This window comes from Pseudomonas sp. GM49 (genome assembly GCF_000282355.1).
Taxonomy (GTDB): domain Bacteria; phylum Pseudomonadota; class Gammaproteobacteria; order Pseudomonadales; family Pseudomonadaceae; genus Aquipseudomonas.
Map to the genome: position 1 here is coordinate 31613 of NZ_AKJL01000156.1, position 22680 is coordinate 54292.

22 protein-coding genes and 1 other RNA gene are annotated in these 22680 nt (G+C 60.4%); 19 read left to right on the forward strand and 4 right to left on the reverse strand.

Annotated elements, in window-relative coordinates; all coding sequences use genetic code 11:
* Positions 1–35: 35 nt before the first annotated feature.
* From petA to PMI29_RS14615, 5 genes are all read left to right on the forward strand, one after another.
* A complete protein-coding gene (gene petA / locus PMI29_RS14635) occupies positions 36–629 on the forward strand; it encodes a ubiquinol-cytochrome c reductase iron-sulfur subunit (RefSeq protein ID WP_007998242.1) in 594 nt (197 codons plus the stop codon).
* Positions 629–1840 (forward strand): cytochrome b, encoded by a 1212-nt coding sequence (locus PMI29_RS14630; protein ID WP_007998244.1) that lies wholly within the window; start codon positions 629–631, stop codon positions 1838–1840. The genes petA and PMI29_RS14630 overlap by 1 nt, the downstream gene beginning before the upstream one ends.
* Positions 1840–2622: a cytochrome c1 gene (locus tag PMI29_RS14625; RefSeq protein ID WP_007989862.1), complete on the forward strand. Its 783-nt coding sequence runs from the start codon at positions 1840–1842 to the stop codon at positions 2620–2622. Before PMI29_RS14630 ends, PMI29_RS14625 begins: the two co-directional genes overlap by 1 nt.
* Positions 2623–2772: 150 nt before the next feature.
* On the forward strand, positions 2773–3390 hold the full coding sequence (locus tag PMI29_RS14620; protein ID WP_007972581.1) for a glutathione S-transferase N-terminal domain-containing protein: 618 nt from the start codon (positions 2773–2775) through the stop codon (positions 3388–3390).
* 16 nt (positions 3391–3406) lie between these two features.
* A complete protein-coding gene (locus PMI29_RS14615) occupies positions 3407–3820 on the forward strand; it encodes a ClpXP protease specificity-enhancing factor (RefSeq protein ID WP_007998247.1) in 414 nt (137 codons plus the stop codon).
* 149 nt (positions 3821–3969) lie between these two features.
* Here the strand turns inward: PMI29_RS14615 and PMI29_RS14610 are convergent, their stop codons facing one another.
* The 4 genes from PMI29_RS14610 to PMI29_RS14595 form a co-directional block, all read right to left on the reverse strand.
* On the reverse strand, positions 3970–4548 hold the full coding sequence (locus PMI29_RS14610) for a BON domain-containing protein (protein WP_007989868.1): 579 nt from the start codon (positions 4546–4548) through the stop codon (positions 3970–3972).
* Positions 4545–5138: a phosphoheptose isomerase gene (locus PMI29_RS14605; RefSeq protein ID WP_007972584.1), complete on the reverse strand. Its 594-nt coding sequence runs from the start codon at positions 5136–5138 to the stop codon at positions 4545–4547. Before PMI29_RS14605 ends, PMI29_RS14610 begins: the two co-directional genes overlap by 4 nt.
* Positions 5139–5242: 104 nt before the next feature.
* On the reverse strand, positions 5243–5605 hold the full coding sequence (locus tag PMI29_RS14600; RefSeq protein ID WP_007998249.1) for a YraN family protein: 363 nt from the start codon (positions 5603–5605) through the stop codon (positions 5243–5245).
* Complete coding sequence (locus PMI29_RS14595; RefSeq protein ID WP_007998252.1) at positions 5605–7416, reverse strand: penicillin-binding protein activator; 1812 nt, start codon at positions 7414–7416, stop codon at positions 5605–5607. The genes PMI29_RS14600 and PMI29_RS14595 overlap by 1 nt, the downstream gene beginning before the upstream one ends.
* 177 nt (positions 7417–7593) lie before the next feature.
* Between PMI29_RS14595 and rsmI the strand changes: the two genes are divergently transcribed.
* The 14 genes from rsmI to PMI29_RS14530 all read left to right on the forward strand — a co-directional run bounded on the left by rsmI (position 7594) and on the right by PMI29_RS14530 (position 22677).
* Entirely contained in the window at positions 7594–8499 is a 906-nt protein-coding gene (rsmI, locus tag PMI29_RS14590; protein ID WP_162130677.1) for a 16S rRNA (cytidine(1402)-2'-O)-methyltransferase, read from the forward strand.
* 75 nt (positions 8500–8574) lie between these two features.
* Positions 8575–8928, forward strand: an RNA gene (gene rnpB / locus PMI29_RS30605) — RNase P RNA component class A.
* Positions 8929–9283: 355 nt separating this feature from the next.
* Positions 9284–9739, forward strand: coding sequence for a division/cell wall cluster transcriptional repressor MraZ (gene mraZ / locus PMI29_RS14585; protein ID WP_007989875.1), 456 nt, complete (start codon positions 9284–9286; stop codon positions 9737–9739).
* The gene (rsmH, locus tag PMI29_RS14580) at positions 9736–10683 is read left to right on the forward strand and encodes a 16S rRNA (cytosine(1402)-N(4))-methyltransferase RsmH (RefSeq protein WP_007989877.1); all 948 of its coding nucleotides are present in this window, start codon (positions 9736–9738) and stop codon (positions 10681–10683) included. The genes mraZ and rsmH overlap by 4 nt, the downstream gene beginning before the upstream one ends.
* Positions 10680–10973 carry a cell division protein FtsL gene (ftsL, locus tag PMI29_RS14575; RefSeq protein ID WP_007998257.1) on the forward strand — a complete coding sequence of 98 codons (294 nt, stop codon included), beginning with the start codon at positions 10680–10682 and terminating at the stop codon, positions 10971–10973. Before rsmH ends, ftsL begins: the two co-directional genes overlap by 4 nt.
* Positions 10973–12712, forward strand: a complete 1740-nt coding sequence (locus PMI29_RS14570) for a peptidoglycan D,D-transpeptidase FtsI family protein (protein WP_177318981.1) — start codon at positions 10973–10975, stop codon at positions 12710–12712. Before ftsL ends, PMI29_RS14570 begins: the two co-directional genes overlap by 1 nt.
* Positions 12712–14175 (forward strand): UDP-N-acetylmuramoyl-L-alanyl-D-glutamate--2,6-diaminopimelate ligase, encoded by a 1464-nt coding sequence (locus PMI29_RS14565; RefSeq protein WP_007998259.1) that lies wholly within the window; start codon positions 12712–12714, stop codon positions 14173–14175. Before PMI29_RS14570 ends, PMI29_RS14565 begins: the two co-directional genes overlap by 1 nt.
* The gene (locus tag PMI29_RS14560; RefSeq protein ID WP_007998262.1) at positions 14168–15535 is read left to right on the forward strand and encodes a UDP-N-acetylmuramoyl-tripeptide--D-alanyl-D-alanine ligase; all 1368 of its coding nucleotides are present in this window, start codon (positions 14168–14170) and stop codon (positions 15533–15535) included. Before PMI29_RS14565 ends, PMI29_RS14560 begins: the two co-directional genes overlap by 8 nt.
* Positions 15535–16617 (forward strand): phospho-N-acetylmuramoyl-pentapeptide-transferase, encoded by a 1083-nt coding sequence (gene mraY, locus PMI29_RS14555; RefSeq protein ID WP_007998264.1) that lies wholly within the window; start codon positions 15535–15537, stop codon positions 16615–16617. The genes PMI29_RS14560 and mraY overlap by 1 nt, the downstream gene beginning before the upstream one ends.
* A 6-nt stretch (positions 16618–16623) precedes the next feature.
* Positions 16624–17970: a UDP-N-acetylmuramoyl-L-alanine--D-glutamate ligase gene (murD, locus tag PMI29_RS14550; protein ID WP_007998265.1), complete on the forward strand. Its 1347-nt coding sequence runs from the start codon at positions 16624–16626 to the stop codon at positions 17968–17970.
* Positions 17967–19184, forward strand: coding sequence for a putative lipid II flippase FtsW (gene ftsW, locus PMI29_RS14545; RefSeq protein ID WP_007998267.1), 1218 nt, complete (start codon positions 17967–17969; stop codon positions 19182–19184). The genes murD and ftsW overlap by 4 nt, the downstream gene beginning before the upstream one ends.
* Positions 19174–20244 (forward strand): undecaprenyldiphospho-muramoylpentapeptide beta-N-acetylglucosaminyltransferase, encoded by a 1071-nt coding sequence (murG, locus tag PMI29_RS14540; RefSeq protein ID WP_007998270.1) that lies wholly within the window; start codon positions 19174–19176, stop codon positions 20242–20244. The genes ftsW and murG overlap by 11 nt, the downstream gene beginning before the upstream one ends.
* Positions 20237–21697, forward strand: a complete 1461-nt coding sequence (gene murC, locus PMI29_RS14535; protein WP_007998272.1) for a UDP-N-acetylmuramate--L-alanine ligase — start codon at positions 20237–20239, stop codon at positions 21695–21697. Before murG ends, murC begins: the two co-directional genes overlap by 8 nt.
* Positions 21694–22677 carry a D-alanine--D-alanine ligase gene (locus PMI29_RS14530; protein ID WP_007998274.1) on the forward strand — a complete coding sequence of 328 codons (984 nt, stop codon included), beginning with the start codon at positions 21694–21696 and terminating at the stop codon, positions 22675–22677. Before murC ends, PMI29_RS14530 begins: the two co-directional genes overlap by 4 nt.
* Positions 22678–22680 lie beyond the last annotated feature (3 nt).

Here is a 22680-nt window from a genome sequence, read left to right on the forward strand (position 1 = left end):
TTTAACAGGCCACAAAGCTGATGGGAGAGGACTGAATGAGCAATGACGGCGTGAATGCAGGCCGGCGTCGCTTCTTGGTAGCAGCCACATCCGTGGTGGGTGCTGCAGGAGCGGTGGGGGCTGCGGTCCCGTTCGTGGGGTCATGGTTTCCCAGTGCCAAGGCGAAAGCCGCAGGTGCACCGGTGAAAGTGAATGTCAGCAAAATCGAGCCAGGCCAGCAGATGATTGCTGAGTGGCGCGGTCAGCCGGTGTTCATCGTCCGCCGTACACCGGAAATCCTGGGGAATCTGAAGAAGATCGAGGGCCAGCTCGTTGACCCGACCTCCAAGAACTCGACACAACCGACTTACGTTGATCCGGAAACCCGTTCGATCAAGCCTGAGGTTCTGCTGCTGATTGGTATCTGCACGCACTTGGGTTGCTCGCCGACCTTCCGTCCCGAAGTGGCACCTGCGGATCTGGGTAAAGACTGGGTAGGCGGTTATTTCTGCCCTTGCCACGGTTCCCACTACGATCTGGCTGGCCGCGTCTACAAGTCGCAACCTGCGCCTTTGAACCTGCCAGTTCCCCCGCATTCCTATGAGACCGACGACATCATTGTCATTGGCGTCGATACGGAGAAAGCGTGATGAGCAAGTTCATGGATTGGGTTGACGCGCGCTTTCCCGCAACCAAGATGTGGGAAGACCATCTCAGCAAGTATTACGCTCCGAAGAACTTCAACTTCTTCTATTTCTTTGGCTCCCTGGCGCTGCTCGTCCTGGTCAACCAGATCGTTACTGGTGTCTGGCTGACCATGAGCTATAACCCGTCGGCGGAAGAGGCGTTTGCCTCCGTCGAATACATCATGCGCGACGTCGAGTACGGCTCGATCCTGCGTCTGCTGCACTCCACCGGCGCTTCGGCGTTCTTCATCGTGGTCTATCTGCACATGTTCCGTGGCCTGCTCTACGGTTCGTACCAGAAGCCGCGTGAACTGGTGTGGGTCTTCGGCATGCTGATCTATCTGGCGCTGATGGCCGAAGCCTTCATGGGTTACCTGCTGCCGTGGGGTCAGATGTCCTACTGGGGTGCCCAGGTAATCATTTCGCTGTTTGGTGCGATTCCGGTCATCGGCAACGACCTGACCCAGTGGATTCGTGGTGACTACCTGATTTCCGGTATTACCCTGAACCGCTTCTTCGCCTTGCACGTGGTTGCCCTGCCGATCGTTATCCTGGGTCTGGTGGTGCTACACATCCTGGCGTTGCACGAAGTTGGTTCGAACAACCCGGACGGCGTGGACATCAAGAAACACAAGGACGAAAACGGCATACCGCTGGACGGCATTGCCTTCCACCCGTACTACACCGTGAAAGATATCGTCGGCGTGGTGGTGTTCCTGTTCATCTTCTGCTCGATCGTGTTCTTCTTCCCGGAAATGGGCGGTTACTTCCTCGAAAAGCCGAACTTTGAAGTGGCGAACGCCTTCAAGACTCCAGAGCACATCGCTCCGGTCTGGTACTTCACCCCGTTCTACGCCATCTTGCGCGCGGTTCCGGACAAGCTCTTCGGTGTGATCGCCATGGGCGCGGCCATTGCTGTGCTGTTCGTCCTGCCATGGCTGGATCGCAGTCCGGTCAAGTCGATGCGCTACAAAGGCTGGCTGAGCAAGATCTGGCTCTGGGTGTTCTGCATCGCGTTCGTGATCCTGGGTGTGCTGGGTGTATTGGCCCCAACCCCTGAGCGTACGTTGCTGTCGCAGGTATGTACCTTCCTGTACTTCGCCTACTTCATTCTGATGCCGTTCTACACCCGGCTCGAGAAGACCAAACCGGTTCCGGAAAGGGTGACTGGCTGATGAAAAAACTATTTGCTGTATTGATGCTTGCTGCGCTGCCAGTGTTCGCTTTCGCAGCTGAACACGGTGGTCCTGAGCTGGAAAAAGTCGACATCGACGTTTCCGATAAAGCAGCCATGCAGGACGGCGCGCGTACGTTCGCCAACTACTGCATGGGTTGCCACAGTGCCAAGTTCCAGCGCTATGAGCGTGTTGCCGACGACCTGGGTATTCCCCATGAGTTGATGCTGGAAAAGCTGGTGTTCACGGGTGCCAAGATTGGCGACCACATGAGCATCGGCATGCAGCCGGCGGACGCCAAGGCCTGGTTCGGTGCGGCGCCACCGGATCTGACCCTGGTTGCCCGTGTTCGCGGCACCGACTGGCTCTATGGCTACCTGAGATCGTTCTACGAAGATCCTTCGCGCCCATGGGGTGTGAACAACAAGGTCTTCCCGAACGTGGGCATGCCTAACGTCCTGGCCGGCCTGCAAGGTCGCCAGGTCGTCGGTTGCAAACAGGTTCAGATCGTCGAAGACGGCAAGAAGCAATACGATCCGTTGACCGGTGCGAAGCTGACTCATGAAGCGTGTGATCAACTGACCATCGTGCCGAAAAGCGGTGCCCTGACTGAAGAGCAGTTCGATGAGAAGGTCAAGAATCTGGTAACCTTCCTGGCTTACTCGGCTAACCCGGTTAAGCTGCAACATCAGCGCATTGGTACGTACGTATTGTTGTACCTGGCGTTCTTCTTCGTCTTCGCTTACCTGCTCAAGCGCGAATACTGGAAAGACGTGCACTGATAAAGCTACAAGCTATTGCTGTTAATCGCGCGCGCCCAAGGGCGCCTCTGAAGATGTAGCGAACCTGGTGAACCAGTCGTTACGGGAGGCGCCCTCTGGGCGCGCTCGTTTTTGAGCTTTCGATAATTTCTACAAGCGAGGAGGATCGCCATGGGCGTGACCAATCGGTTGGCCTGTTACTCCGACCCCGCCGACCACTATTCCCACCGAGTGCGCATCGTACTGGCAGAGAAGGGTGTCAGCGCCGAGATCATTTACGTGGAGGCTGGTCGCCAGCCACCTAAACTGATTGAAGTGAACCCTTACGGCAGCTTGCCCACCCTGGTCGATCGCGACCTGGCGTTGTGGGAGTCGACTGTGGTGATGGAATATCTGGATGAGCGTTACCCGCACCCGCCGCTACTGCCGGTTTATCCCGTGGCGCGTGCCAATAGTCGCCTGCTGATACACCGCATTCAGCGAGACTGGTGTGGTCTGGTGGACCTGATTCTGGATTCGCGGACCAAGGAAGCGGCCCGTGCGGTGGCTCGCAAAGAGTTGCGCGAAAGCCTGACGGGTGTGTCGCCACTGTTTGCCGACAAGCCGTTTTTCCTCAGTGAGGAACAAAGTCTGGTGGACTGCTGCCTACTACCAATACTCTGGAGATTGCCGATCCTGGGTATAGAACTGCCGCGGCCGGCCAAGCCGCTGCTTGATTATATGGAGCGCCAGTTTGCGCGTGAGGCTTTCCAGGCGAGTCTGTCTGGTGTCGAACGCGACATGCGCTAAGGCTTAAGGAGCCGCTATGAACTCCAGTCGACCTTATCTGGTCCGCGCGCTCTATGAGTGGATTGTGGACAACGATTGCACCCCGCACATGCTGGTCAATTCCGAGTATCCGTCGGTGCAGGTGCCTCAGGGTTTTGCCAGTGACGGACAGATCGTCCTGAACGTATCGCCACAGGCCGTGCGCCACTTGCACATGGACAACGAGGCGGTCAGTTTCGAGGGGCGCTTTGGTGGCGTGCCGCACACCTTGTACGTGCCTATTGCATCGATCCTGGGCATCTACGCCCGGGAGAATGGCCAGGGCATGGTGTTTGATCTGGAATCGCCGATGGGCGAGGACGACGAGATCGAACCGGATGACGATCTTCCACCACCCGACAGTGAGCCACCGCGTCCGAGCGGTCGACCCAGTCTGAAAGTGGTCAAGTAATAAAAAAGGCGATCCGCAAGGATCGCCTTTTTTATTACTGTGTAGGAGCGAGCCTGCTCGCGAAAAACCTGAAAGCCCTGCGGGTTGTCAGGATTGCCGCGTCATCGTTCACGTCCATCGCGAGCAAGCTCACTCCTACAAGATGTGGATCAGTCGATGTACTCGAACAACTTCACGATCTTCTGCACGCCGGAAACGCCTTGCACCAGGTTGGTCGCCTGCGCAGCTTCCTGTTTGGTCAGCAGGCCCAGCATGTAGACGATGCCGTTTTCAGTGACGACCTTGATGCGCGAGCCGGGGATGTTCGCATCGGCAAGCATCTGGGTCTTGATTTTGGTGGTCAGCCAAGTGTCGTTTTGGCGTGCCAGCAACGAGGAGGGTGGCAGGATTTGCAGTTCGTTGTGCACCTGCTTCACGCGCTGAACAGCGGCGGCGGCCTGTTCGGCCTTGGCCTTGAGGTCTGCGCGTGGCGTTTGCCCGGCGAGCAGCACGACGCCGTTGAAGCTGGTGACAACGATGTGTGAGTCTTTATCCAGGGCCGGGTCGGCCTTGGCGACGTTCACGCCAACCTTGGTGTCGATCAGGGAGTCGTCGATCTTGCTGCCCAGCGTGCGAGTACCGCGGTCATCTTCAATCGGTGCCTCACGGCTGGCAGTCACTACCGAGGTGCAGCCGCTGATGCCGAGGCACAGGGTCAAGGCCAGTAGGCCAAGGCGATTAGGGGTCATTCTTCACTCCCGAACAATTGGCTGTCGATCAAGTCGCAAAGGCAATGGATCGCCAGCAGGTGGACTTCTTGAATACGAGCGGTGACGTTGGCCGGAACGCGAATCTCGACGTCCTCGGGTAACAGCAGCGACGCCATGCCGCCGCCATCGCGCCCCGTCAATGCTACGACAATCATTTCGCGATCATGTGCGGCCTGGATCGCTTGAATTATGTTGGCCGAGTTGCCGCTGGTGGAGATTGCCAGCAACACATCGCCCGGTTGGCCGAGTGCGCGGATCTGTTTGGAGAAGATTTCGTTGTAGCTGTAGTCGTTGGCGATCGAGGTGATCGTCGAGCTGTCGGTCGTCAGGGCGATGGCCGGCAGGCTCGGGCGCTCGCGCTCAAAGCGATTGAGCAGCTCGGACGAGAAGTGCTGGGCATCACCGGCAGAGCCGCCGTTGCCACAGGAAAGCATTTTGCCCTCGTTGAGCAGGGCGTTGACCATGACCTGGCTGGCTTGCTCGATGTGCGGTGCAAGTACTTCCATCGCCTGTTGCTTGGTGTCGATACTGGCCTGAAAAAGCTGGCGAATTCGGGATTGCATGTCCATCTGTGTGACCTTAATTAGCGCGGCTGTTCGGCACATGAATGTGCAGCCCGCAAAGCAAAGAGCAAAAGTGTTGGGTGATAGTGTCCGGCTCGCAATGCCGGCGATCAGCCGTCGAAGGCATTCTGTAGCCAGTTCAACTGATCGAGGTTGCTGTCGATGGCAATCACGTCGAAGCGGCAAGGGGAATTGGCCCAGCGCGACTCGCACTGAAGAAAATACTGCGCGGCGAAAATCAGTTTTTGCCGTTTGCGCACATCGATGCTGTCGAGCGCGCCACCCCATTGAGTGTTTTTTCTGTAGCGGACTTCAACGAATACTACTGTATCGCCATCTAGCATGACCAGATCAAGCTCGCCGCGTTTACACAACCAGTTCTGCGCCAGCAGGCGCAGACCCTGTTGTTGAAGATGCTCGAGCGCATGGCGCTCGGCATCCTTGCCGCTTTGCTGGCGTGACCTGTCAGGCATCAGCGAGCGGTGTCTGGCAGGCGCTGAACCTGGCCATTGGCGAACTCGGCCCATGGCAACTGGCGCACGACCCGCTGGCTCTGAGACATGCCAAGGCTGCCCGATTCACCGTCGATGCGGCTGTCTGGCAGAGACTTGAGCTGGCCCAGGCGCGGCGCCAGTCGATAGGCGTCCACGCCCATGGCATACAGGCGCCCCAGGCTGCCGGCGGCTTGAGGCCATTGGGCGGTGACCTGGCGGCGCAGTGGATCATTGGCGTCCAGCAACCATGGCGTCTCGCAGAAGCGAATGCCATTCATGTCGTTGTACTGGTTGACGTCACCGCTGGCGCTGAACACGTGAGAGGTGGCGTAGACCGGTACATCGCCTGCGTACTGGAAGTTCAGGGTCGGTTTGATCTGCTGGGCCTGTTGCGGCGTTGCAGCGAGGAAAATGAACTCGATGTCCTGGCGGCGCGATGGCTGGGCGGCTACTTGAGAACCAACCGTGCTTTGCAGGCTCTTGGCGCGACCTTCGCTCTGACGCAGCTGGAACATGTCGGCAATCTGCTGGGCCAACTGGACCGGTTGATCGACGCGTTCGGTGGCGACGATGGTGCCGCCATTGGCTTGCCAATCCTGGCTGAACGCCTTGAGCACGCGGTCGCCCCATTCACCTTTCGGCACCATGATGGCTGCGCGATGCAGGCCGTCGGCGCGAGCGCGGCGCGAGACTTCGCGGGCTTCGTCTTCAGCGGCAAGACCGAACTGGAACAGCTGCGCCGGGCCTTGATCGCCCTCGCTGTAGTTCAGCGCCAGGGTGGTGATCGGCAATTGCGGGCGAGAGCTCAGCTGTTTCACCAGTGGCTTCTCCAGCGGGCCGACGACCAGTTGCACACCATCGGCCTGGGCCTTGCGGTAGAACTCGTCCATGGAGGTCAGGCGCGAGCTGTCATAAAACTCGATGGCAGGTGGTTTCTGCCCGGCCTGCTGTGCCTGATAGTGAGCGGCCATGAAGCCGTCGCGCAGCGCTTTGCCGACCGAGGCCAACTGGCCGTCCTGAGGCAGCAGCAGGGCGATCTTGTTCAGGGGCTGGCTGGCCAGTTCCTTGAGCTGGGTCAGTGGCTGCGGCAATTGAATGGCTGCCGGGTGTTTCGGATTCTTCGCGCGCCAGTTGTCGATGGCGGCTTGTTGCTGCTCCAGGGTGCCGGCGGATTTCACTGCCAGCGCCAAGGCCATCCAGCCGCCGAGATCGTCGGTGGTGTTTGGCTGCAACTGCTCGGTCGGCAGCGAAGCGATCAGGGTCCAGATGGCTTCGTGGTTTTTGCTCGCAGCTTCACCTTTCAGCATCGGGGCGATGAAAATGCGCTCCCGAGCAGCGGCAAGGGTCTGGCCATCGGCCTCGAGAGCCCGGGCGTGAACGGTGCCGGTGCGGACCTGTTGTTCGGCGGGCAGTTCGCTCAAGCGTTGCATGCTCGGATGGCTCAAGGCGGTCAGCGCGGCCTTGGGCTGGTTGCGGGTCATGGCCAATTCAGCCGCCAGGGTGCTGGCGAAAATCTGTTGGCCCGGCTTGAGTTGCTCGATGGGGACCTGTTGCAGGATTTGCGCGGACTGGCCGGCATTGCCCTGGTGATAGGCCAGGTCGGCGGCGCTCAAGCGCAGCAGGGCCGCATCTTCCGGTGACTTGCTTTGGGCAGCCTTCTCAAGCAACTGCTCGATACTGGCGTCCGGTGTCCGTGGAAGTTCGCCAAGGCTGGAGGAGGGCGAGCTGGCGCAAGCCGCCAGCAAGGCAGCGAGGCAGAGGGCAGATAACAGCCGCAGGCAAGCGATCATGTAAGCGTTCCTGATACTCGATCAAATTAGCGTGGAATTGTACCCAAGCACTGGCCGGGGCGCGATGTTACTGGCGTGAATCGGTCAATTTAGCTGGTGTAAATGTTGCGCCAGCGCACAATCGGTCGCCGATGCCGCGTTTGCTTGCGCGTATCGCGAGCCTCGCTACGCGCTACAATGGCGACTTTTACCGATCATGAGGTGTGCGCTTTGACTGCTCCAGGTGCTTTGAATTCCGCTGCTGGCTCGCTTTATGTGGTGGCGACGCCCATCGGCAACCTGGATGACATCAGTGCGCGGGCGCTGAAGATTCTGCGGGAAGTGGCCTTGATCGCCGCGGAAGACACCCGCCATTCCCAGCGCTTGATGCAACACTTCGGCATTGCGACGCCATTGGCGGCCTGCCATGAACACAACGAGCGGGATGAAGGCAGTCGCTTTATCACTCGTCTGCTTGCCGGTGACAGCGTGGCGTTGATCTCCGATGCCGGGACGCCGCTGATTTCCGATCCGGGGTATCACCTGGTGCGGCAGGCCCGGGCTGCGGGGATCAATGTGGTGCCGGTTCCGGGTGCCTGCGCGTTGATTGCGGCGTTATCGGCGGCGGGGCTGCCTTCCGACCGTTTCATTTTCGAAGGTTTTCTGCCGGCCAAGGCTGTGGGCCGGCGAGCGCGTCTCGAGCAGGTAAAGGAAGAACCTCGCACATTGATCTTCTATGAGGCTCCGCATCGCATCCTTGAATGCCTGCAAGACATGGAGCTGGTGTTCGGCCCCGAGCGCCCGGCACTACTTGCCCGTGAGCTGACCAAGACGTTTGAAACCCTCAAGGGGCTGCCGCTGGCGGAGTTGCGCGAGTTTGTCGAGTCGGACAGCAATCAGCAGCGCGGCGAGTGCGTGGTGTTGGTGGCGGGCTGGTCCGCTCCCGAGGAGGGAGGTGCCGTCAGCAGTGAGGCAATGCGCATCCTCAACCTGTTGCTCGAAGAAATGCCGCTCAAGCGTGCGGCGGCGTTGGCGGCGCAAATCACCGGCGAGAGAAAGAATGTGCTGTACCAGATCGCGCTGGATCAGCAGAAGGGCGAGTAAAACCCGACGCACAGACGTGCTCAAAGGCGCTTAGCGCTTGTTCTTCGGGCGCTCTGCCGGTAACCTTCGCAGCGGAGAGTCGATCGGACAGTCGCTGCCCTCTATGAAAATTAGGGGGGGGAGGAAAGTCCGGGCTCCATAGGGCGAAGTGCCAGGTAATGCCTGGGAGGCGTGAGCCTACGGAAAGTGCCACAGAAAATAACCGCCTAAGCGCTTCGGCGCCGGTAAGGGTGAAAAGGTGCGGTAAGAGCGCACCGCACGTCTGGCAACAGTTCGTGGCTAGGTAAACCCCACTTGGAGCAAGACCAAATAGGGTCCCAAGGCGTGGCCCGCGCTGGGACCGGGTAGGTTGCTAAAGATGTCCAGTGATGGCCATCGTAGACGAATGACTGTTCAAGACAGAACCCGGCTTACAGATCGACTCTCCACCTTTTTTCCCTCTGCTTAATTCATTGAGCAAGGGGGGATGGTGATAGCAATTTCCCTCCTTGCACATTCATCCGCAGAACCTCTTTTGTAATACCAAAAAAATCTTACTCTTAATAAATTACTTTAACTTCCGAACGCAGCCTTCTGTGCTGATTCAAGTTATCGGACAGTTTCATCTGCCGGATTCTCGTTGCTCCTCCTTCAATGCTCCTAAATCTCAGTTCTGTAAGGGTTTTCCTTTAACCCGCGCCTTGACGGTGTGGTGGGCGCATTCCTATAGTGTGCACAAGTGGCGAAAAGTGGCATGAAGTGGGTTTTTTGAACTCAAAACGCTAGAATTTGGAGAAACGCTGACGTGTTTCGCGGAGCCAACGCTATCAGTCTCGATGCAAAGGGCCGTCTCGCCATGCCGAGCCGGTACCGTGACGAGCTCGTTTCGCGTAGCTCCGGTCAGTTGATCGTCACGATTGATGCCGTTGATCCATGTTTGTGTGTTTACCCGCTCGATGAGTGGGAAATTATTGAAACCAAACTGCGCGCACTGCCTTCGCTTCGTGAAGAGAACCGCCGCCTGCAACGTTTACTGATTGGTAATGCCGTCGACCTCGAGCTCGATGGCAGTGGTCGTTTTCTGGTTCCGCCGCGTCTTCGTGAATATGCCAAGTTGGATAAGCACGCGATGTTGGTAGGCCAACTGAACAAGTTCCAATTGTGGGACGAGGATGCCTGGAACGCGGTTTCTGCCGCTGACCTGGCTGCCATTCAACAACCGGGCGCGATGCCTGATGAACTGCGTGATTTAATCCTGTGACTATTGATAGCGGCTTTAACCACATCACCGTACTGCTTGACGAAGCCGTCGAGGCTCTCGCCGTACGTCCTGATGGCTGCTATCTGGACGGCACGTTCGGGCGCGGCGGGCACAGCCGGTTGATCCTCAGTCAGCTCGGTCCCGATGGCCGGTTGCTCGGATTCGATAAAGATCCACAAGCGATTGCCACCGGGCAGACGCTAGCGGCCGAAGACGGCCGCTTTGTCGTTGTGCAGCGCAGCTTTGCCGAACTCGGTGCCGAAGTGGCCGAGCGTGGCATGAACGGCAAGGTCAGCGGTGTGTTGCTCGATCTGGGCGTGTCTTCGCCGCAACTTGACGATCCTGAGCGCGGCTTCAGTTTCCTCAACGATGGTCCGCTGGACATGCGCATGGATCCGTCCCGCGGAATCAGCGCTGCCGAATTCGTCAACACCGCTCCCGTGGAAGAAATCGCCCGGGTGTTCAAGGAATACGGCGAAGAGCGTTTTTCCGGTCGCATGGCCCGTGCCGTGGTCGAGCGCCGCGACATCAAGCCATTCGAGCGCACCGGTGACCTGGCCGAAGTCCTGAAAGTCGCCAACCCGGCATGGGAAAAGGGCAAGAACCCAGCAACCCGTGCATTCCAGGGATTGCGTATTCACGTCAACAACGAACTGGGTGATCTGGAAACCGGCCTCGAAGCCGCGCTGGATTGCCTGGAAGTGGGCGGTCGCCTGGTGGTGATCAGCTTCCACTCGCTGGAAGACCGTATCGTCAAACTGTTCATGCGCAAGCTGGTGAAAGGCGAAGCCGATAACCTGCCGCGCAACCTGCCGGTTCGGCATGTCGCCTTCGAACCGAAAATCAAAGTCCATGGCAAAGCGCAGACGGCCTCTGACGCCGAACTCAAAGCCAACCCACGTTCCCGTAGCGCTGTCATGCGTGTGGCGGAGAAGTTGCGGTGAGTAAGCTTTTCGCCAAGCCACTGCCCGGCGGAAGCTTCTTCATGCTGCTGCTGTTTGTTGGCGTGCTCGTGTCGGCTATCGGCGTGTCTTACAGCGCGCACTGGAATCGCCAGTTGCTGAACTCGCTGTACAACGAGTTGAGCGTGCGCGACAAGGCCCAGGCCGAGTGGGGCCGGTTGATTCTGGAGCAGAGCACCTGGACGGCCCATAGCCGTATCGAAGTGCTGGCTACCGAACAATTGAAAATGCACATTCCCGGTGCCGCTGACGTGAAGATGGTGGCGCCATGATGAAACTCGAAGGCGCACTCTTTCCTTGGCGGTTCCGCGTGGTGCTGGGGTTGCTCGGCATCATGGTCGCCGCGATTGCCTGGCGCATCATCGACCTGCAGGTGGTTGATCGTGACTTCCTCAAAGGTCAGGGCGATGCGCGCAGCGTCCGTCATATTCCGATTCCGGCTCACCGTGGTCTGATTACCGACCGTAACGGCGAGCCTTTGGCCGTCAGTACCCCGGTGACTACGCTGTGGGCCAACGCCAAGGAAATGCAGCTGGAAAAAGACAAGTGGCCAGCACTGGCCGCCGCGCTGGGGCAAGATCCCAAAGCCCTGACCGAGCGTCTTGAAGCCCAGGCCAACAAAGAATTCATTTACCTGGTGCGCGGGCTGACCCCGGAGCAGGGTCAGGCCGTGCTCGACCTGAAAGTACCGGGTGTCTACGGCATCGAAGAGTTCCGGCGCTTTTATCCTGCCGGCGAAGTCACCGCCCATATGGTCGGGTTTACCGACATCGACGATCACGGTCGTGAAGGCGTCGAACTGGCCTACGACGAATGGCTGGCCGGGGTCCCCGGCAAGCGTCAGGTGATCAAGGACCGGCGCGGCCGGTTGATCAAGGATGTCCAGGTCACCAAAAACGCCAAGGCCGGCAAGCCCTTGGCGTTGTCCATTGACCTGCGCCTGCAATACCTGGCCAACCGCGAATTGCGCAACGCGATCATCGAGAACGGCGCCAAGGCAGGCAGCCTGGTGATCATGGACGTGAAGACCGGCGAGATTCTCGCAATGGTCAACCAGCCGACCTACAACCCGAACAACCGTCGCAATCTGCAACCGGCGATGATGCGTAACCGCGCGATGATCGACGTGTTCGAACCGGGTTCGACCATGAAAGCGATTTCCATGAGCGCCGCGATTGAAACCGGGCGCTGGAAGCCGAGCGATACCGTCGAGGTGTACCCGGGCAGCTTGCAGATTGGTAAATACACCATCAAGGACGTATCCAAGACCGAAGGCCCGGTGCTCGACCTGACCGGCATTCTGATCAACTCCAGTAACGTCGGGATGAGTAAGGTCGCATTCGACATCGGCGGTGAAACCATTTTCCGTCTGGCACAGAAGGTCGGCCTCGGTCAGGACACTGGCCTGGGCTTCCCGGGCGAGCGCGTCGGCAACCTGCCGAACTACCGCGAATGGCGCAAGGCAGAAACCGCCACGCTGTCCTACGGCTACGGTATTTCCGTGACTGCGATCCAGTTGGTCCACGCATTCTCGGCCCTGGCCAACAACGGCCGCCTCGCGCCGCTGACCCTGATCAAGACCGACAAGGCGCCGCAAACCACCCAGGTGTTGCCGGAGGCGGTCGCGAAAACCATGCAAGGCATGCTGCAACAAGTGATCGAGGCCCCGCGCGGTGTGTTCCGTGCGCAAGTGCCGGCGTATCACGTGGGCGGCAAGTCGGGTACTGCACGTAAAACGTCGGTCGGCACCAAGGGTTACGCCGAGAACTCGTACCGCTCGTTGTTCGCCGGTTTCGGCCCGATGAGTGATCCGCGCTACGCCATAGTGGTCGTAATCGATGAGCCGACCAAGGCCGGTTACTTCGGCGGCCTGGTTTCCGCGCCGGTGTTCAGCCGAGTGATGTCGGGCACCCTGCGCCTGATGAACATTACGCCGGACAACCTGCCACCCACTCAACAAGCGAACGCAACACCGGTCGTTCCGCTGAAAGCTAATGGAGGGCGCGGCTGATGTCTCTGAGCCTGAACAAAATATTCCCTCACGCCGGTCACGATCTGCTGATTCGCGAACTCGCCCTGGACAGCCGCAATGTGCGCGCGGGCGATCTGTTCCTCGCCGTGCCGGGCGGGAAATTCGATGGGCGCGCGCATATTGCCGACGCCTTGCAACGCGGCGCTGCTGCGGTGGCCTATGAAGTAGAAGGCGCCACGGTCCTGCCGATCACTGAAGTGCCGTTGATTCCGGTCAAAGGTCTGGCCGCGCAGCTGTCGGACATCGCCGGGCGTTTTTATGGCGAGCCGAGTCATCACCTGAACCTGGTGGGCGTGACCGGCACCAACGGCAAGACCAGCGTGACGCAATTGGTCGCCCAGGCACTGGACCTGCTCGGCCAGCACTGCGGCCTGGTCGGCACCCTCGGTTCCGGTTTTTACGGCGCGCTGGAAAGCGGCCTGCACACCACGCCGAACCCGATTGCCGTGCAAGCGACCCTGGCGGACCTGAAAAAGGCCGGGGCCAAAGCCGTGGCGATGGAGGTTTCTTCCCATGGCCTGGACCAGGGCCGCGTGACCGCCTTGGCCTTCGATGTGGCGGTGATGACTAACCTGTCCCGCGATCACCTGGATTACCACGGCACCATGCAGGCTTACGGCGAAGCCAAGGCCCGGCTGTTTGCCTGGAATGATTTGAAATGCCGCGTGGTCAACCTCGACGACGAGTTCGGTCGGCAACTGGCCGCCGACAAGTGCGAGTCGCGGCTGATCACCTATAGCCTGGAAGACTCCAGCGCCTACCTGTATTGCCGCCAGGCGCAATTCGACGACGAAGGCGTGCGCGCCACGCTGGTCACGCCACAGGGTGAGCATCACTTGCGCAGCACCTTGCTCGGTCGCTTCAACCTGAGCAATGTCCTGGCGGCGGTCGGCGCGTTGCTCGGTCTGGATTACGCCTTGGATGAAATCCTCAAGGTGCTGCCGAAGCTCGAAGGCCCTGCCGGGCGCATGCAGCGTCTGGGCGGTGGCTCGCAACCATTGGTGGTGGTCGATTACGCCCATACCCCGGATGCGCTGGAGAAAGTACTGCTGGCCCTGCGTCCACACGCCAAGGGCCGGTTGCTGTGCCTGTTTGGCTGTGGCGGTGACCGCGATCGCGGCAAGCGTCCGTTGATGGCCGAAGTGGTCGAGCGCCTGGCCGATGGCGTGCTGGTGACCGATGACAACCCGCGTACGGAAGATCCGTCAGTGATTTTCGATGACATCCGTGCCGGTTTCGCGGCTGTGGATAAAGTGGAGTTCGTTGCCGGTCGTGGTCAGGCGATTGCCCGTTTGATCGCCAGCGCTTCGGTGGACGACGTGATTGTCCTGGCCGGCAAAGGTCACGAGGACTATCAGGAAATCAACGGCGAGCGTCATGCCTTCTCCGATCTGGTCGAGGCAGATCATGCCTTGACCGCGTGGGAGGTGGCCCATGCTTAAGGCCTTGAAGCTGAGCGAACTGACCGGCGCGCTGAATGCTCGCCTGGTATCCGTCGATGCCAGTTTCGACGGTGTCAGCATCGACAGTCGTGCGATCAAGCCGGGTCAGCTGTTTATTGCCCTGACCGGGCCACGTTTCGATGGTCATGATTATCTGAATGACGTGGCGGCCAAAGGCGCCGTCGCAGCGCTGGTCGAACGTGAAGTCGCCGACAGTACGCTGCCGCAACTGCTGGTCAAGGACACCCGTCAGGCACTGGGACAACTGGGTGCGTTGAATCGTGCCGCGTTCATCCAACCCGTTGCAGCCATCACCGGTTCCAGCGGCAAGACTACGGTCAAGGAAATGCTGGCGAGCATCCTGCGCACGCGCGGCGCAGTGCTGGCGACCCGTGGCAACCTGAACAACGACCTCGGCGCACCGCTGACATTGATCGAGCTGGCGCCGGAACACACTGCGGCCGTGATCGAACTGGGCGCCTCGCGCCTGGGCGAAATTGCCTACACCGTCGGCCTGACCAAGCCGCACGTGGCCATTCTCAATAACGCCGGGACAGCCCACGTCGGCGAGTTCGGCGGCCCGGAAAAGATCGTCGAGGCCAAGGGCGAGATTATCGAAGGGCTGGATGCCGATGGTGTCGCCGTTCTCAATCTCGACGACAAGGCATTCGGCATCTGGAAGGCTCGTGCCGGTGATCGCAAAGTGCTGACGTTTGCGTTGAGCAACACCAGCGCCGACTTCTACGCCAGTGACCTGGCCACTGATGCCCGCGGCTGCCCGGCGTTCAACCTGCACAGCCCTGAAGGTGTGGAGCGCGTTCAACTGAACCTGCTCGGCACCCATAACGTCGCCAATGCCATGGCCGCCGCCGCTGCCGCCCATGCCCTGGGTGTGTCGCTGTTTGGTATCGCCACCGGCCTTGGCGCGGTGCAACCGGTCAAGGGGCGCACCGTCGCGCAACTGGCCAGCAATGGCATGCGCGTGATCGATGACACTTACAACGCGAACCCCACCTCCATGTGCGCCGCCGTTGATATACTGGCCGGCTTTTCCGGCCGCACCGTCCTGGTGCTCGGGGATATCGGCGAGTTGGGCGAGTGGGCGGAGCAGGGGCACCGCGACGTGGGCGAGTACGCCCGTGGCAAGGTTTCTGCGCTGTACGCCGTCGGGCCAATGATGGCTCATGCCGTGAACGCGTTCGGTCCACAGGCTTTTCATTTCAGCACGCAGGCTGAGCTGATCAAGGCCCTGGGCGCCGAGCAAGACACAAACACCACCATTTTGATCAAGGGGTCGCGCAGCGCTGCGATGGAAAACGTCGTCGCCGCTTTGTGCGGGTCCAGTTTGGAGAAACATTAATGCTGCTGCTGCTAGCGGAGTATCTGCAACAGTTCTACAAAGGCTTCGCGGTCTTCCAGTACCTGACCCTGCGCGGGATTCTCGGTGTACTGACCGCGCTGGTTTTGTCGCTGTGCTATGGCCCATGGATGATCCGCACGTTGCAGAACCGTCAGATCGGTCAATCCGTTCGCAATGACGGCCCGCAGTCGCACCTGTCAAAGTCGGGTACGCCCACCATGGGCGGCGCGCTGATTCTGTCGTCCATCGGTGTCAGCACCCTGCTTTGGGCTGACCTGAGCAACCGTTACGTCTGGGTCGTACTGCTGGTGACCTTGCTGTTCGGCGCCATCGGCTGGGTCGACGACTACCGCAAGGTGATCGAGAAGAACTCCCGTGGCCTGCCAAGCCGCTGGAAGTATTTCTGGCAGTCGGTATTTGGCCTGGGCGCGGCGATCTTTCTGTATGTGACAGCCGCCACTCCGGTGGAGACCACGCTGATCCTGCCGATGCTCAAGGACTACAGCATTCCGCTGGGCGCAGGCTTCATTGTCCTGACCTATTTCGTGATTGTCGGCTCGAGCAACGCGGTCAACCTGACCGACGGCCTCGACGGCCTGGCGATCATGCCGACGGTGATGGTTGGCGGCGGCCTGGGCATCTTCTGCTACCTGTCGGGTAACGTGAAGTTCGCCGAATACCTGCTGATTCCTTATGTGCCGGGCGCTGGTGAACTGATCGTGTTCTGTGGCGCACTGATCGGAGCCGGACTGGGTTTCCTCTGGTTCAACACCTATCCGGCACAAGTCTTCATGGGTGACGTCGGCGCACTGGCGCTGGGCGCAGCCCTGGGCACCATCGCGGTGATCGTCCGCCAGGAAATCGTCCTGTTCATCATGGGCGGCGTGTTCGTGATGGAAACCCTGTCAGTCGTCATTCAGGTCGCCTCTTTTAAACTGACCGGTCGCCGCGTGTTCCGCATGGCGCCCATTCACCACCACTTTGAACTCAAGGGCTGGCCCGAGCCACGTGTGATCGTCCGTTTCTGGATCATCACCGTGATTCTCGTGCTGATTGGCCTTGCCACCCTGAAGCTGAGGTAGAAACTCGTGTCTCTGATCGCTTCTGACCACTTCCGCATCGTTGTCGGCCTCGGCAAGAGCGGCATGTCCCTGGTTCGCTTCCTGGCGAACCGGGGCGTGGCGTTTGCCGTGGCCGATACGCGGGAAAATCCACCGGAACTGGCCACGCTCAAGCGTGACTATCCGCACGTGGAAGTGCGTTGTGGCGAGCTGGACGTCGAGTTCCTGTGCCGTGCCGACGAACTCTACGTCAGCCCCGGCCTCGCGCTGGCGACCCCGGCCCTGCAGGCTGCCGCTGCCCGTGGCGTGAAACTGTCCGGCGACATCGAGCTGTTCGCGCGTAACGCGAAGGCGCCGATCGTGGCCATCAGCGGTTCCAACGCGAAAAGCACCGTGACCACGCTGGTCGGCGAAATGGCGGCGGCGGCTGGCAAGCGTGTTGCCGTCGGCGGCAACCTCGGTACCCCGGCGCTGGATCTGCTGCGCGACGACGTCGAGTTGTACGTGATGGAGTTGTCGAGTTTCCAGCTGGAAACCACCGATCAACTCAACGCCGAAGTGGCGACCGTGCTCAACGTCAGCGAAGACCACATGGACCGTTACAGCGGTCTGCCGGCCTATCACCTGGCCAAGCACCGGATTTTCCGTGGTGCCAAACAGTTCGTGGTCAATCGTCAGGATGCCCTGAGCCGCCCGTTGATGGGCGAGGGCCAGCCGTGCTGGACCTTCGGTCTGAACAAGCCTGATTTCAAGGCATTCGGTCTGCGCGAAGAGAATGGCGAGAAGTACCTGGCCTTCGAATTCCAGAACCTGATGCCGGTGCGCGAATTGAAGATTCGCGGTGCCCATAACCAGTCCAACGCCCTGGCGGCCCTGGCCCTGGGCCATGCGGTCGGCCTGCCGTTCGATGCCATGCTGTCGAGCCTGCGCACCTTCGCCGGTCTCGAGCATCGCTGCCAATGGGTCCGTGACCTCGACGGCGTGGGCTACTACAACGACTCCAAGGCCACCAACGTCGGTGCTGCACTGGCGGCCATCGAAGGCCTGGGCGCGGACATCGACGGCAAGGTCGTGCTGATCGCCGGCGGCGACGGCAAAGGTGCCGAGTTCAAGGACCTGCGTGACCCGGTGGCGGCCAACTGCCGCGCCGTGATCCTGATGGGCCGCGACTCCGACAAGATCGGCGAGGCCATCGGCGATGCCGTACCGCTGATCCGCGCCGGCTCCCTGGTCGAAGCTGTCGAGCAATGCCGCGCAGCAGCCCAGCCGGGCGACGTGGTGCTGCTGTCGCCTGCCTGCGCCAGTTTCGACATGTTCAAGAACTACGAAGACCGTGGTCACCAGTTCGTCCAAGCCGTGGAGGATCTGGCATGAGCCTGAGAGGCATCATCAAGCCGTATCCATCGCCGCTCATCACCGGGCGCGGTATCGACCTTGATTTCCCGATGCTCGCCGGTTGCCTGACGCTGCTCGGCCTGGGGCTGATCATGATTGCCTCGGCATCGACCGAAGTGGCGGCCGTGCAGTCGGGCAGCGCCCTGTACTACATGATTCGCCACCTTATTTATGTGGTGCTGGGCCTGGGGGCCTGCATCGTCACCATGATGATCCCTATCGCCACCTGGCAACGCCTGGGCTGGCTGATGCTGCTGGGTGCATTCGGCTTGCTGGTGATGGTGATCATTCCGGGGATCGGCCGTGAGGTTAACGGCTCGATGCGCTGGATCGGCTTCAGTTTCTTCAACGTCCAGCCTTCCGAGATCGCCAAGGTGTTCGTGGTGATCTACCTCGCCGGTTATCTGGTGCGTCGCCAGAAAGAAGTGCGCGAAAGCTGGATGGGCTTTTTCAAGCCGTTCATCGTGCTGCTGCCGATGGCGGGCCTGCTGCTGATGGAGCCGGACTTCGGTGCCACCGTCGTGATGATGGGGGCGGCGGCGGCGATGCTGTTCCTTGGCGGCGTCGGGCTGTTCCGTTTTTCCCTGATGGTGGTCCTGGCTGTCGGCGCGGTGGTGCTGTTGATTCAAATGCAGCCCTATCGAATGGCGCGTCTGACCAACTTTGCCGACCCGTGGGCCGACCAGTTTGGTGCCGGTTATCAATTGTCCCAGGCATTGATCGCTTTCGGTCGCGGCGAATGGCTGGGCGTTGGCCTGGGCAACAGCGTGCAGAAACAGTTCTACCTGCCGGAAGCCCACACTGACTTCGTGTTCTCGGTCCTGGCCGAAGAGCTGGGTGCGGTGGGTTCGTTGTGCACCGTGGCACTGTTCGTCTTTGTGTGTATCCGTGGCATGTACATCGGTTTGTGGGCAGAAAAAGCCAAGCAGTTTTTTGCAGCTTACGTGGCATACGGGCTGTCGTTCCTGTGGATCGGCCAGTTCCTGATCAACATTGGTGTAAACGTCGGTCTGCTGCCAACCAAGGGGCTGCCCCTGCCGTTCCTCAGTTATGGCGGTAGTTCGTTGGTGATCTGCTGTGCCTGTCTCGGTTTGTTGCTGCGTATCGAGTGGGAAAGTCGAACCCACCTGGGCAGTGAAGAGATTGAGTTCCATGAGAGCGACTTCGCCGAGGAGCCGCACAATGGGCGCTAACGTCATGATCATGGCTGGCGGCACCGGTGGCCACGTGTTCCCGGCGCTGGCCTGTGCTCGCGAATTCCAGGCGCGCGGCTATACCGTGCACTGGCTCGGTACCCCGCGTGGCATCGAAAACGATCTGGTGCCGGCGGCCGGTATCGAGCTGCATCGGATCAACGCCAGCGGTCTGCGCGGCAAGGGCAAATTGTCCCTGCTCAAGGCACCGTTCATGTTGTTCAAGTCGGTCTGGCAGGCGCGGGCGATCATTCGCCGTCTGCGACCGGTCTGCGTCGTGGGATTTGGTGGTTTTGTGACCGGTCCTGGAGGTGTCGCGGCCAAACTGGCCGGCGTGCCGGTGATCGTTCACGAGCAGAACGCCGTGGCCGGTACCGCCAATCGGTTGCTGGTGCCGTTGGCCGCCCGAGTCTGTGAAGCGTTCCCCGACACCTTTACCCTGTCGGACAGCCGCCGGACCACCGGTAATCCGGTGCGCACCGAGCTGTTCCTCGAGACATCGCGACCTGCCCTGGCCGGTCGCAAGGCACGTTTGCTGATCCTGGGCGGAAGCCTGGGCGCAGAACCGTTGAACAAGTTGCTGCCTGAAGCCCTGTCGCAAGTCGCTGCCGACTTGCGTCCGGAAGTGTTCCATCAGGCCGGCAAAAACCACGATGAAGTGACTGCAGAGCGCTATCGCGCGGCTGGCGTCGAGGCGCAGGTGCAGCCCTTCATCAAAGACATGGCCCAAGCCTACAGCTGGGCCGACCTGGTGGTATGTCGCGCAGGCGCGCTGACCATCAGTGAACTGGCCGCTGCCGGACTGCCCTCGATGCTGGTGCCTTTGCCTCACGCCATCGACGATCACCAGACCCGCAACGCCGAATATTTGGCCCGTGAAGGCGCAGCCTTCCTGATGCCGCAAAGAACGACTGGCGCAGCGGATCTTGCCGCTCGCCTGACAGAGGTCCTGATGCAACCACAACGACTCAACGAAATGGCTACCGCGGCACGCCGCCTGGCCAAACCCGATGCCACCCGTAACGTTGTCGATAGCTGCCTGGAGGTGGCCCATGGTTGAGAGTCAGAAAGCCATGCCACAACCGGAAATGCGCCGCATCCGTCGCATCCACTTCGTCGGTATCGGCGGTGTGGGCATGTGCGGGATTGCCGAAGTGCTGCTGAACCTGGGTTATGCCGTGTCCGGCTCCGACCTGAAAGCGTCCCCGGTCACCGAGCGCCTGGAATCCTTCGGGGCGCAGATCTTTATCGGCCACCGCGCCGAGAACGCCGCTGCCGCCGACGTGCTGGTGGTGTCGAGCGCGGTGAACACGTCCAACCCGGAAGTCGCTACCGCGCTGGAACGCCGTATCCCGGTGGTGCCGCGTGCCGAAATGCTGGCTGAGCTGATGCGCTATCGCCACGGCATCGCCGTTGCCGGTACCCACGGCAAAACCACCACCACCAGCCTGATCGCTTCGGTGTTCGCCGCCGGTGGCCTGGACCCGACGTTCGTGATCGGTGGCCGCCTGAATGCCGCGGGCACCAATGCCCAGCTCGGCACCAGCCGCTACCTGATCGCCGAAGCCGACGAAAGCGATGCCAGCTTCCTGCACCTGCAGCCGCTGGTGGCCGTGGTCACCAACATCGACGCCGATCACATGGCGACCTATGACGGCGACTTCAACAAACTGAAGAAAACCTTCGTCGAGTTCCTGCACAACCTGCCGTTCTACGGTCTGGCGGTGGTGTGCCTGGACGATCCGGTGGTGCGTGAAATCCTCCCGCAGGTCAAGCGCCCGACGGTCACCTATGGCTTCGGCGAAGACTGCGACGTGCGCGCCATCAACGTGCGCCAGCAAGGCATGCAGACCTTCTTCACCGTGCTGCGTCCTGACCGCGAGCCGCTGGATGTTTCGGTGAACATGCCGGGCAACCACAACGTATTGAACGCGCTGGCGACCATCTGCATCGCCACCGACGAAGGCGTCAGCGATGAGGCGATCGTCCAGGGCCTGTCCGGGTTCCAGGGTGTCGGTCGACGCTTCCAGGTCTACGGCGAACTGCCGGTGGACGGCGGTAACGTGATGCTGGTCGATGACTACGGTCACCACCCGACTGAAGTCGCGGCGGTGATCAAGGCCGTACGCGGTGGCTGGCCGGAGCGCCGTCTGGTGATGGTCTACCAGCCGCACCGCTACAGTCGCACCCGCGACCTGTACGACGATTTCGTCAATGTGCTGGCCGACGCCAACGTACTGCTGCTGATGGAAGTCTATCCGGCTGGCGAAGAGCCGATTCCGGGCGCCGACAGCCGCAAGCTGTGCAACAGCATCCGTCAGCGTGGCCAGCTCGACCCGATCTACATCGAACGTGGTGTCGACCTCGCGCCGGTGGTCAAGCCGCTGCTGCGCGCTGGCGACATCCTGCTGTGCCAGGGCGCCGGTGATATCGGCGGTCTCGCACCAAAACTGTTGAAAAGTGAGTTGTTCGCCGGTGCCGTTGCCGCGCCGGAGAAGAGGACGTTGAAATGACTGCTGCCTACGCCAACCTGGTCTCCACGATCGCGCCGAAAGACTTCGGCCGCGTCGCCGTGCTGTTCGGCGGCAAGAGTGCCGAGCGCGAAGTGTCGCTAAAGTCAGGCAACGCCGTTCTCGATGCGCTGCAAAGCGCCGGTGTGGATGCGTTCGGTCTCGACGTGGGCGATGACCTTCTGCAGCGTCTGCTCAATGAAAAGATCGACCGTGCCTTCATCATTCTCCACGGTCGTGGCGGTGAAGACGGCAGCATGCAGGGCCTGCTCGAATGCCTGGGCATTCCGTACACCGGCAGCGGCATCCTGGCTTCGGCACTGGCCATGGACAAACTGCGCACCAAGCAGGTCTGGCACAGCCTGGGTATTCCAACGCCACGTCACGCGGTACTGAGCAGCGAGGCCGATTGTATTTCGGCATCGACGGAACTGGGCTTCCCTTTGATCGTCAAACCGGCCCATGAAGGTTCAAGTATCGGGATGGCCAAAGTGAGTTCCGCGTCTGAATTGATCGACGCCTGGAAAGCGGCCAGTACCTACGATTCGCAAGTGTTGGTCGAGCAATGGATTCAAGGTCCGGAGTTCACCATCGCCACCCTGCGTGACCAGGTGTTGCCTCCGATTGCCCTGGGCACGACGCACAGCTTCTACGACTACGACGCCAAGTACATTGCCAACGATACCCAGTACCGCATTCCGTGCGGTCTGGACAGCGCCAAGGAAAAGGAACTCATGGACCTCACGGCGAAAGCCTGTGAAGCGCTGGGTATCGCCGGTTGGGGCAGGGCAGACGTGATGCAGGACGCCGAAGGGCAGTTCTGGTTCCTGGAAGTCAACACAGCACCGGGCATGACCGATCACAGCCTGGTGCCGATGGCGGCCCGTGCCGCCGGTCTGGATTTCCAGCAACTGGTTCTGGCCATTCTGGCCGAGAGCGTTGCCGGCAACACTGCCGGTAACCAAGAGTCGACGAGAGGTTAAGGC

Coding starts and splice junctions, on each gene's coding strand:
- PMI29_RS14600 (WP_007998249.1), bottom strand. CDS start 5,605: ATGCCTGACAGGTCACGCCAGCAAAGCGGCAAGGATGCCGAGCGCCAT.
- PMI29_RS14630 (WP_007998244.1), top strand. CDS start 629: ATGAGCAAGTTCATGGATTGGGTTGACGCGCGCTTTCCCGCAACCAAG.
- ftsW (WP_007998267.1), top strand. CDS start 17,967: ATGAGCCTGAGAGGCATCATCAAGCCGTATCCATCGCCGCTCATCACC.
- PMI29_RS14625 (WP_007989862.1), top strand. CDS start 1,840: ATGAAAAAACTATTTGCTGTATTGATGCTTGCTGCGCTGCCAGTGTTC.
- PMI29_RS14530 (WP_007998274.1), top strand. CDS start 21,694: ATGACTGCTGCCTACGCCAACCTGGTCTCCACGATCGCGCCGAAAGAC.
- petA (WP_007998242.1), top strand. CDS start 36: ATGAGCAATGACGGCGTGAATGCAGGCCGGCGTCGCTTCTTGGTAGCA.
- murG (WP_007998270.1), top strand. CDS start 19,174: ATGGGCGCTAACGTCATGATCATGGCTGGCGGCACCGGTGGCCACGTG.
- PMI29_RS14605 (WP_007972584.1), bottom strand. CDS start 5,138: ATGGACATGCAATCCCGAATTCGCCAGCTTTTTCAGGCCAGTATCGAC.
- murC (WP_007998272.1), top strand. CDS start 20,237: ATGGTTGAGAGTCAGAAAGCCATGCCACAACCGGAAATGCGCCGCATC.
- mraY (WP_007998264.1), top strand. CDS start 15,535: ATGCTGCTGCTGCTAGCGGAGTATCTGCAACAGTTCTACAAAGGCTTC.
- PMI29_RS14620 (WP_007972581.1), top strand. CDS start 2,773: ATGGGCGTGACCAATCGGTTGGCCTGTTACTCCGACCCCGCCGACCAC.
- rsmI (WP_162130677.1), top strand. CDS start 7,594: ATGGCGACTTTTACCGATCATGAGGTGTGCGCTTTGACTGCTCCAGGT.
- PMI29_RS14565 (WP_007998259.1), top strand. CDS start 12,712: ATGTCTCTGAGCCTGAACAAAATATTCCCTCACGCCGGTCACGATCTG.
- PMI29_RS14570 (WP_177318981.1), top strand. CDS start 10,973: ATGAAACTCGAAGGCGCACTCTTTCCTTGGCGGTTCCGCGTGGTGCTG.
- PMI29_RS14595 (WP_007998252.1), bottom strand. CDS start 7,416: ATGATCGCTTGCCTGCGGCTGTTATCTGCCCTCTGCCTCGCTGCCTTG.
- PMI29_RS14610 (WP_007989868.1), bottom strand. CDS start 4,548: ATGACCCCTAATCGCCTTGGCCTACTGGCCTTGACCCTGTGCCTCGGC.
- PMI29_RS14615 (WP_007998247.1), top strand. CDS start 3,407: ATGAACTCCAGTCGACCTTATCTGGTCCGCGCGCTCTATGAGTGGATT.
- PMI29_RS14560 (WP_007998262.1), top strand. CDS start 14,168: ATGCTTAAGGCCTTGAAGCTGAGCGAACTGACCGGCGCGCTGAATGCT.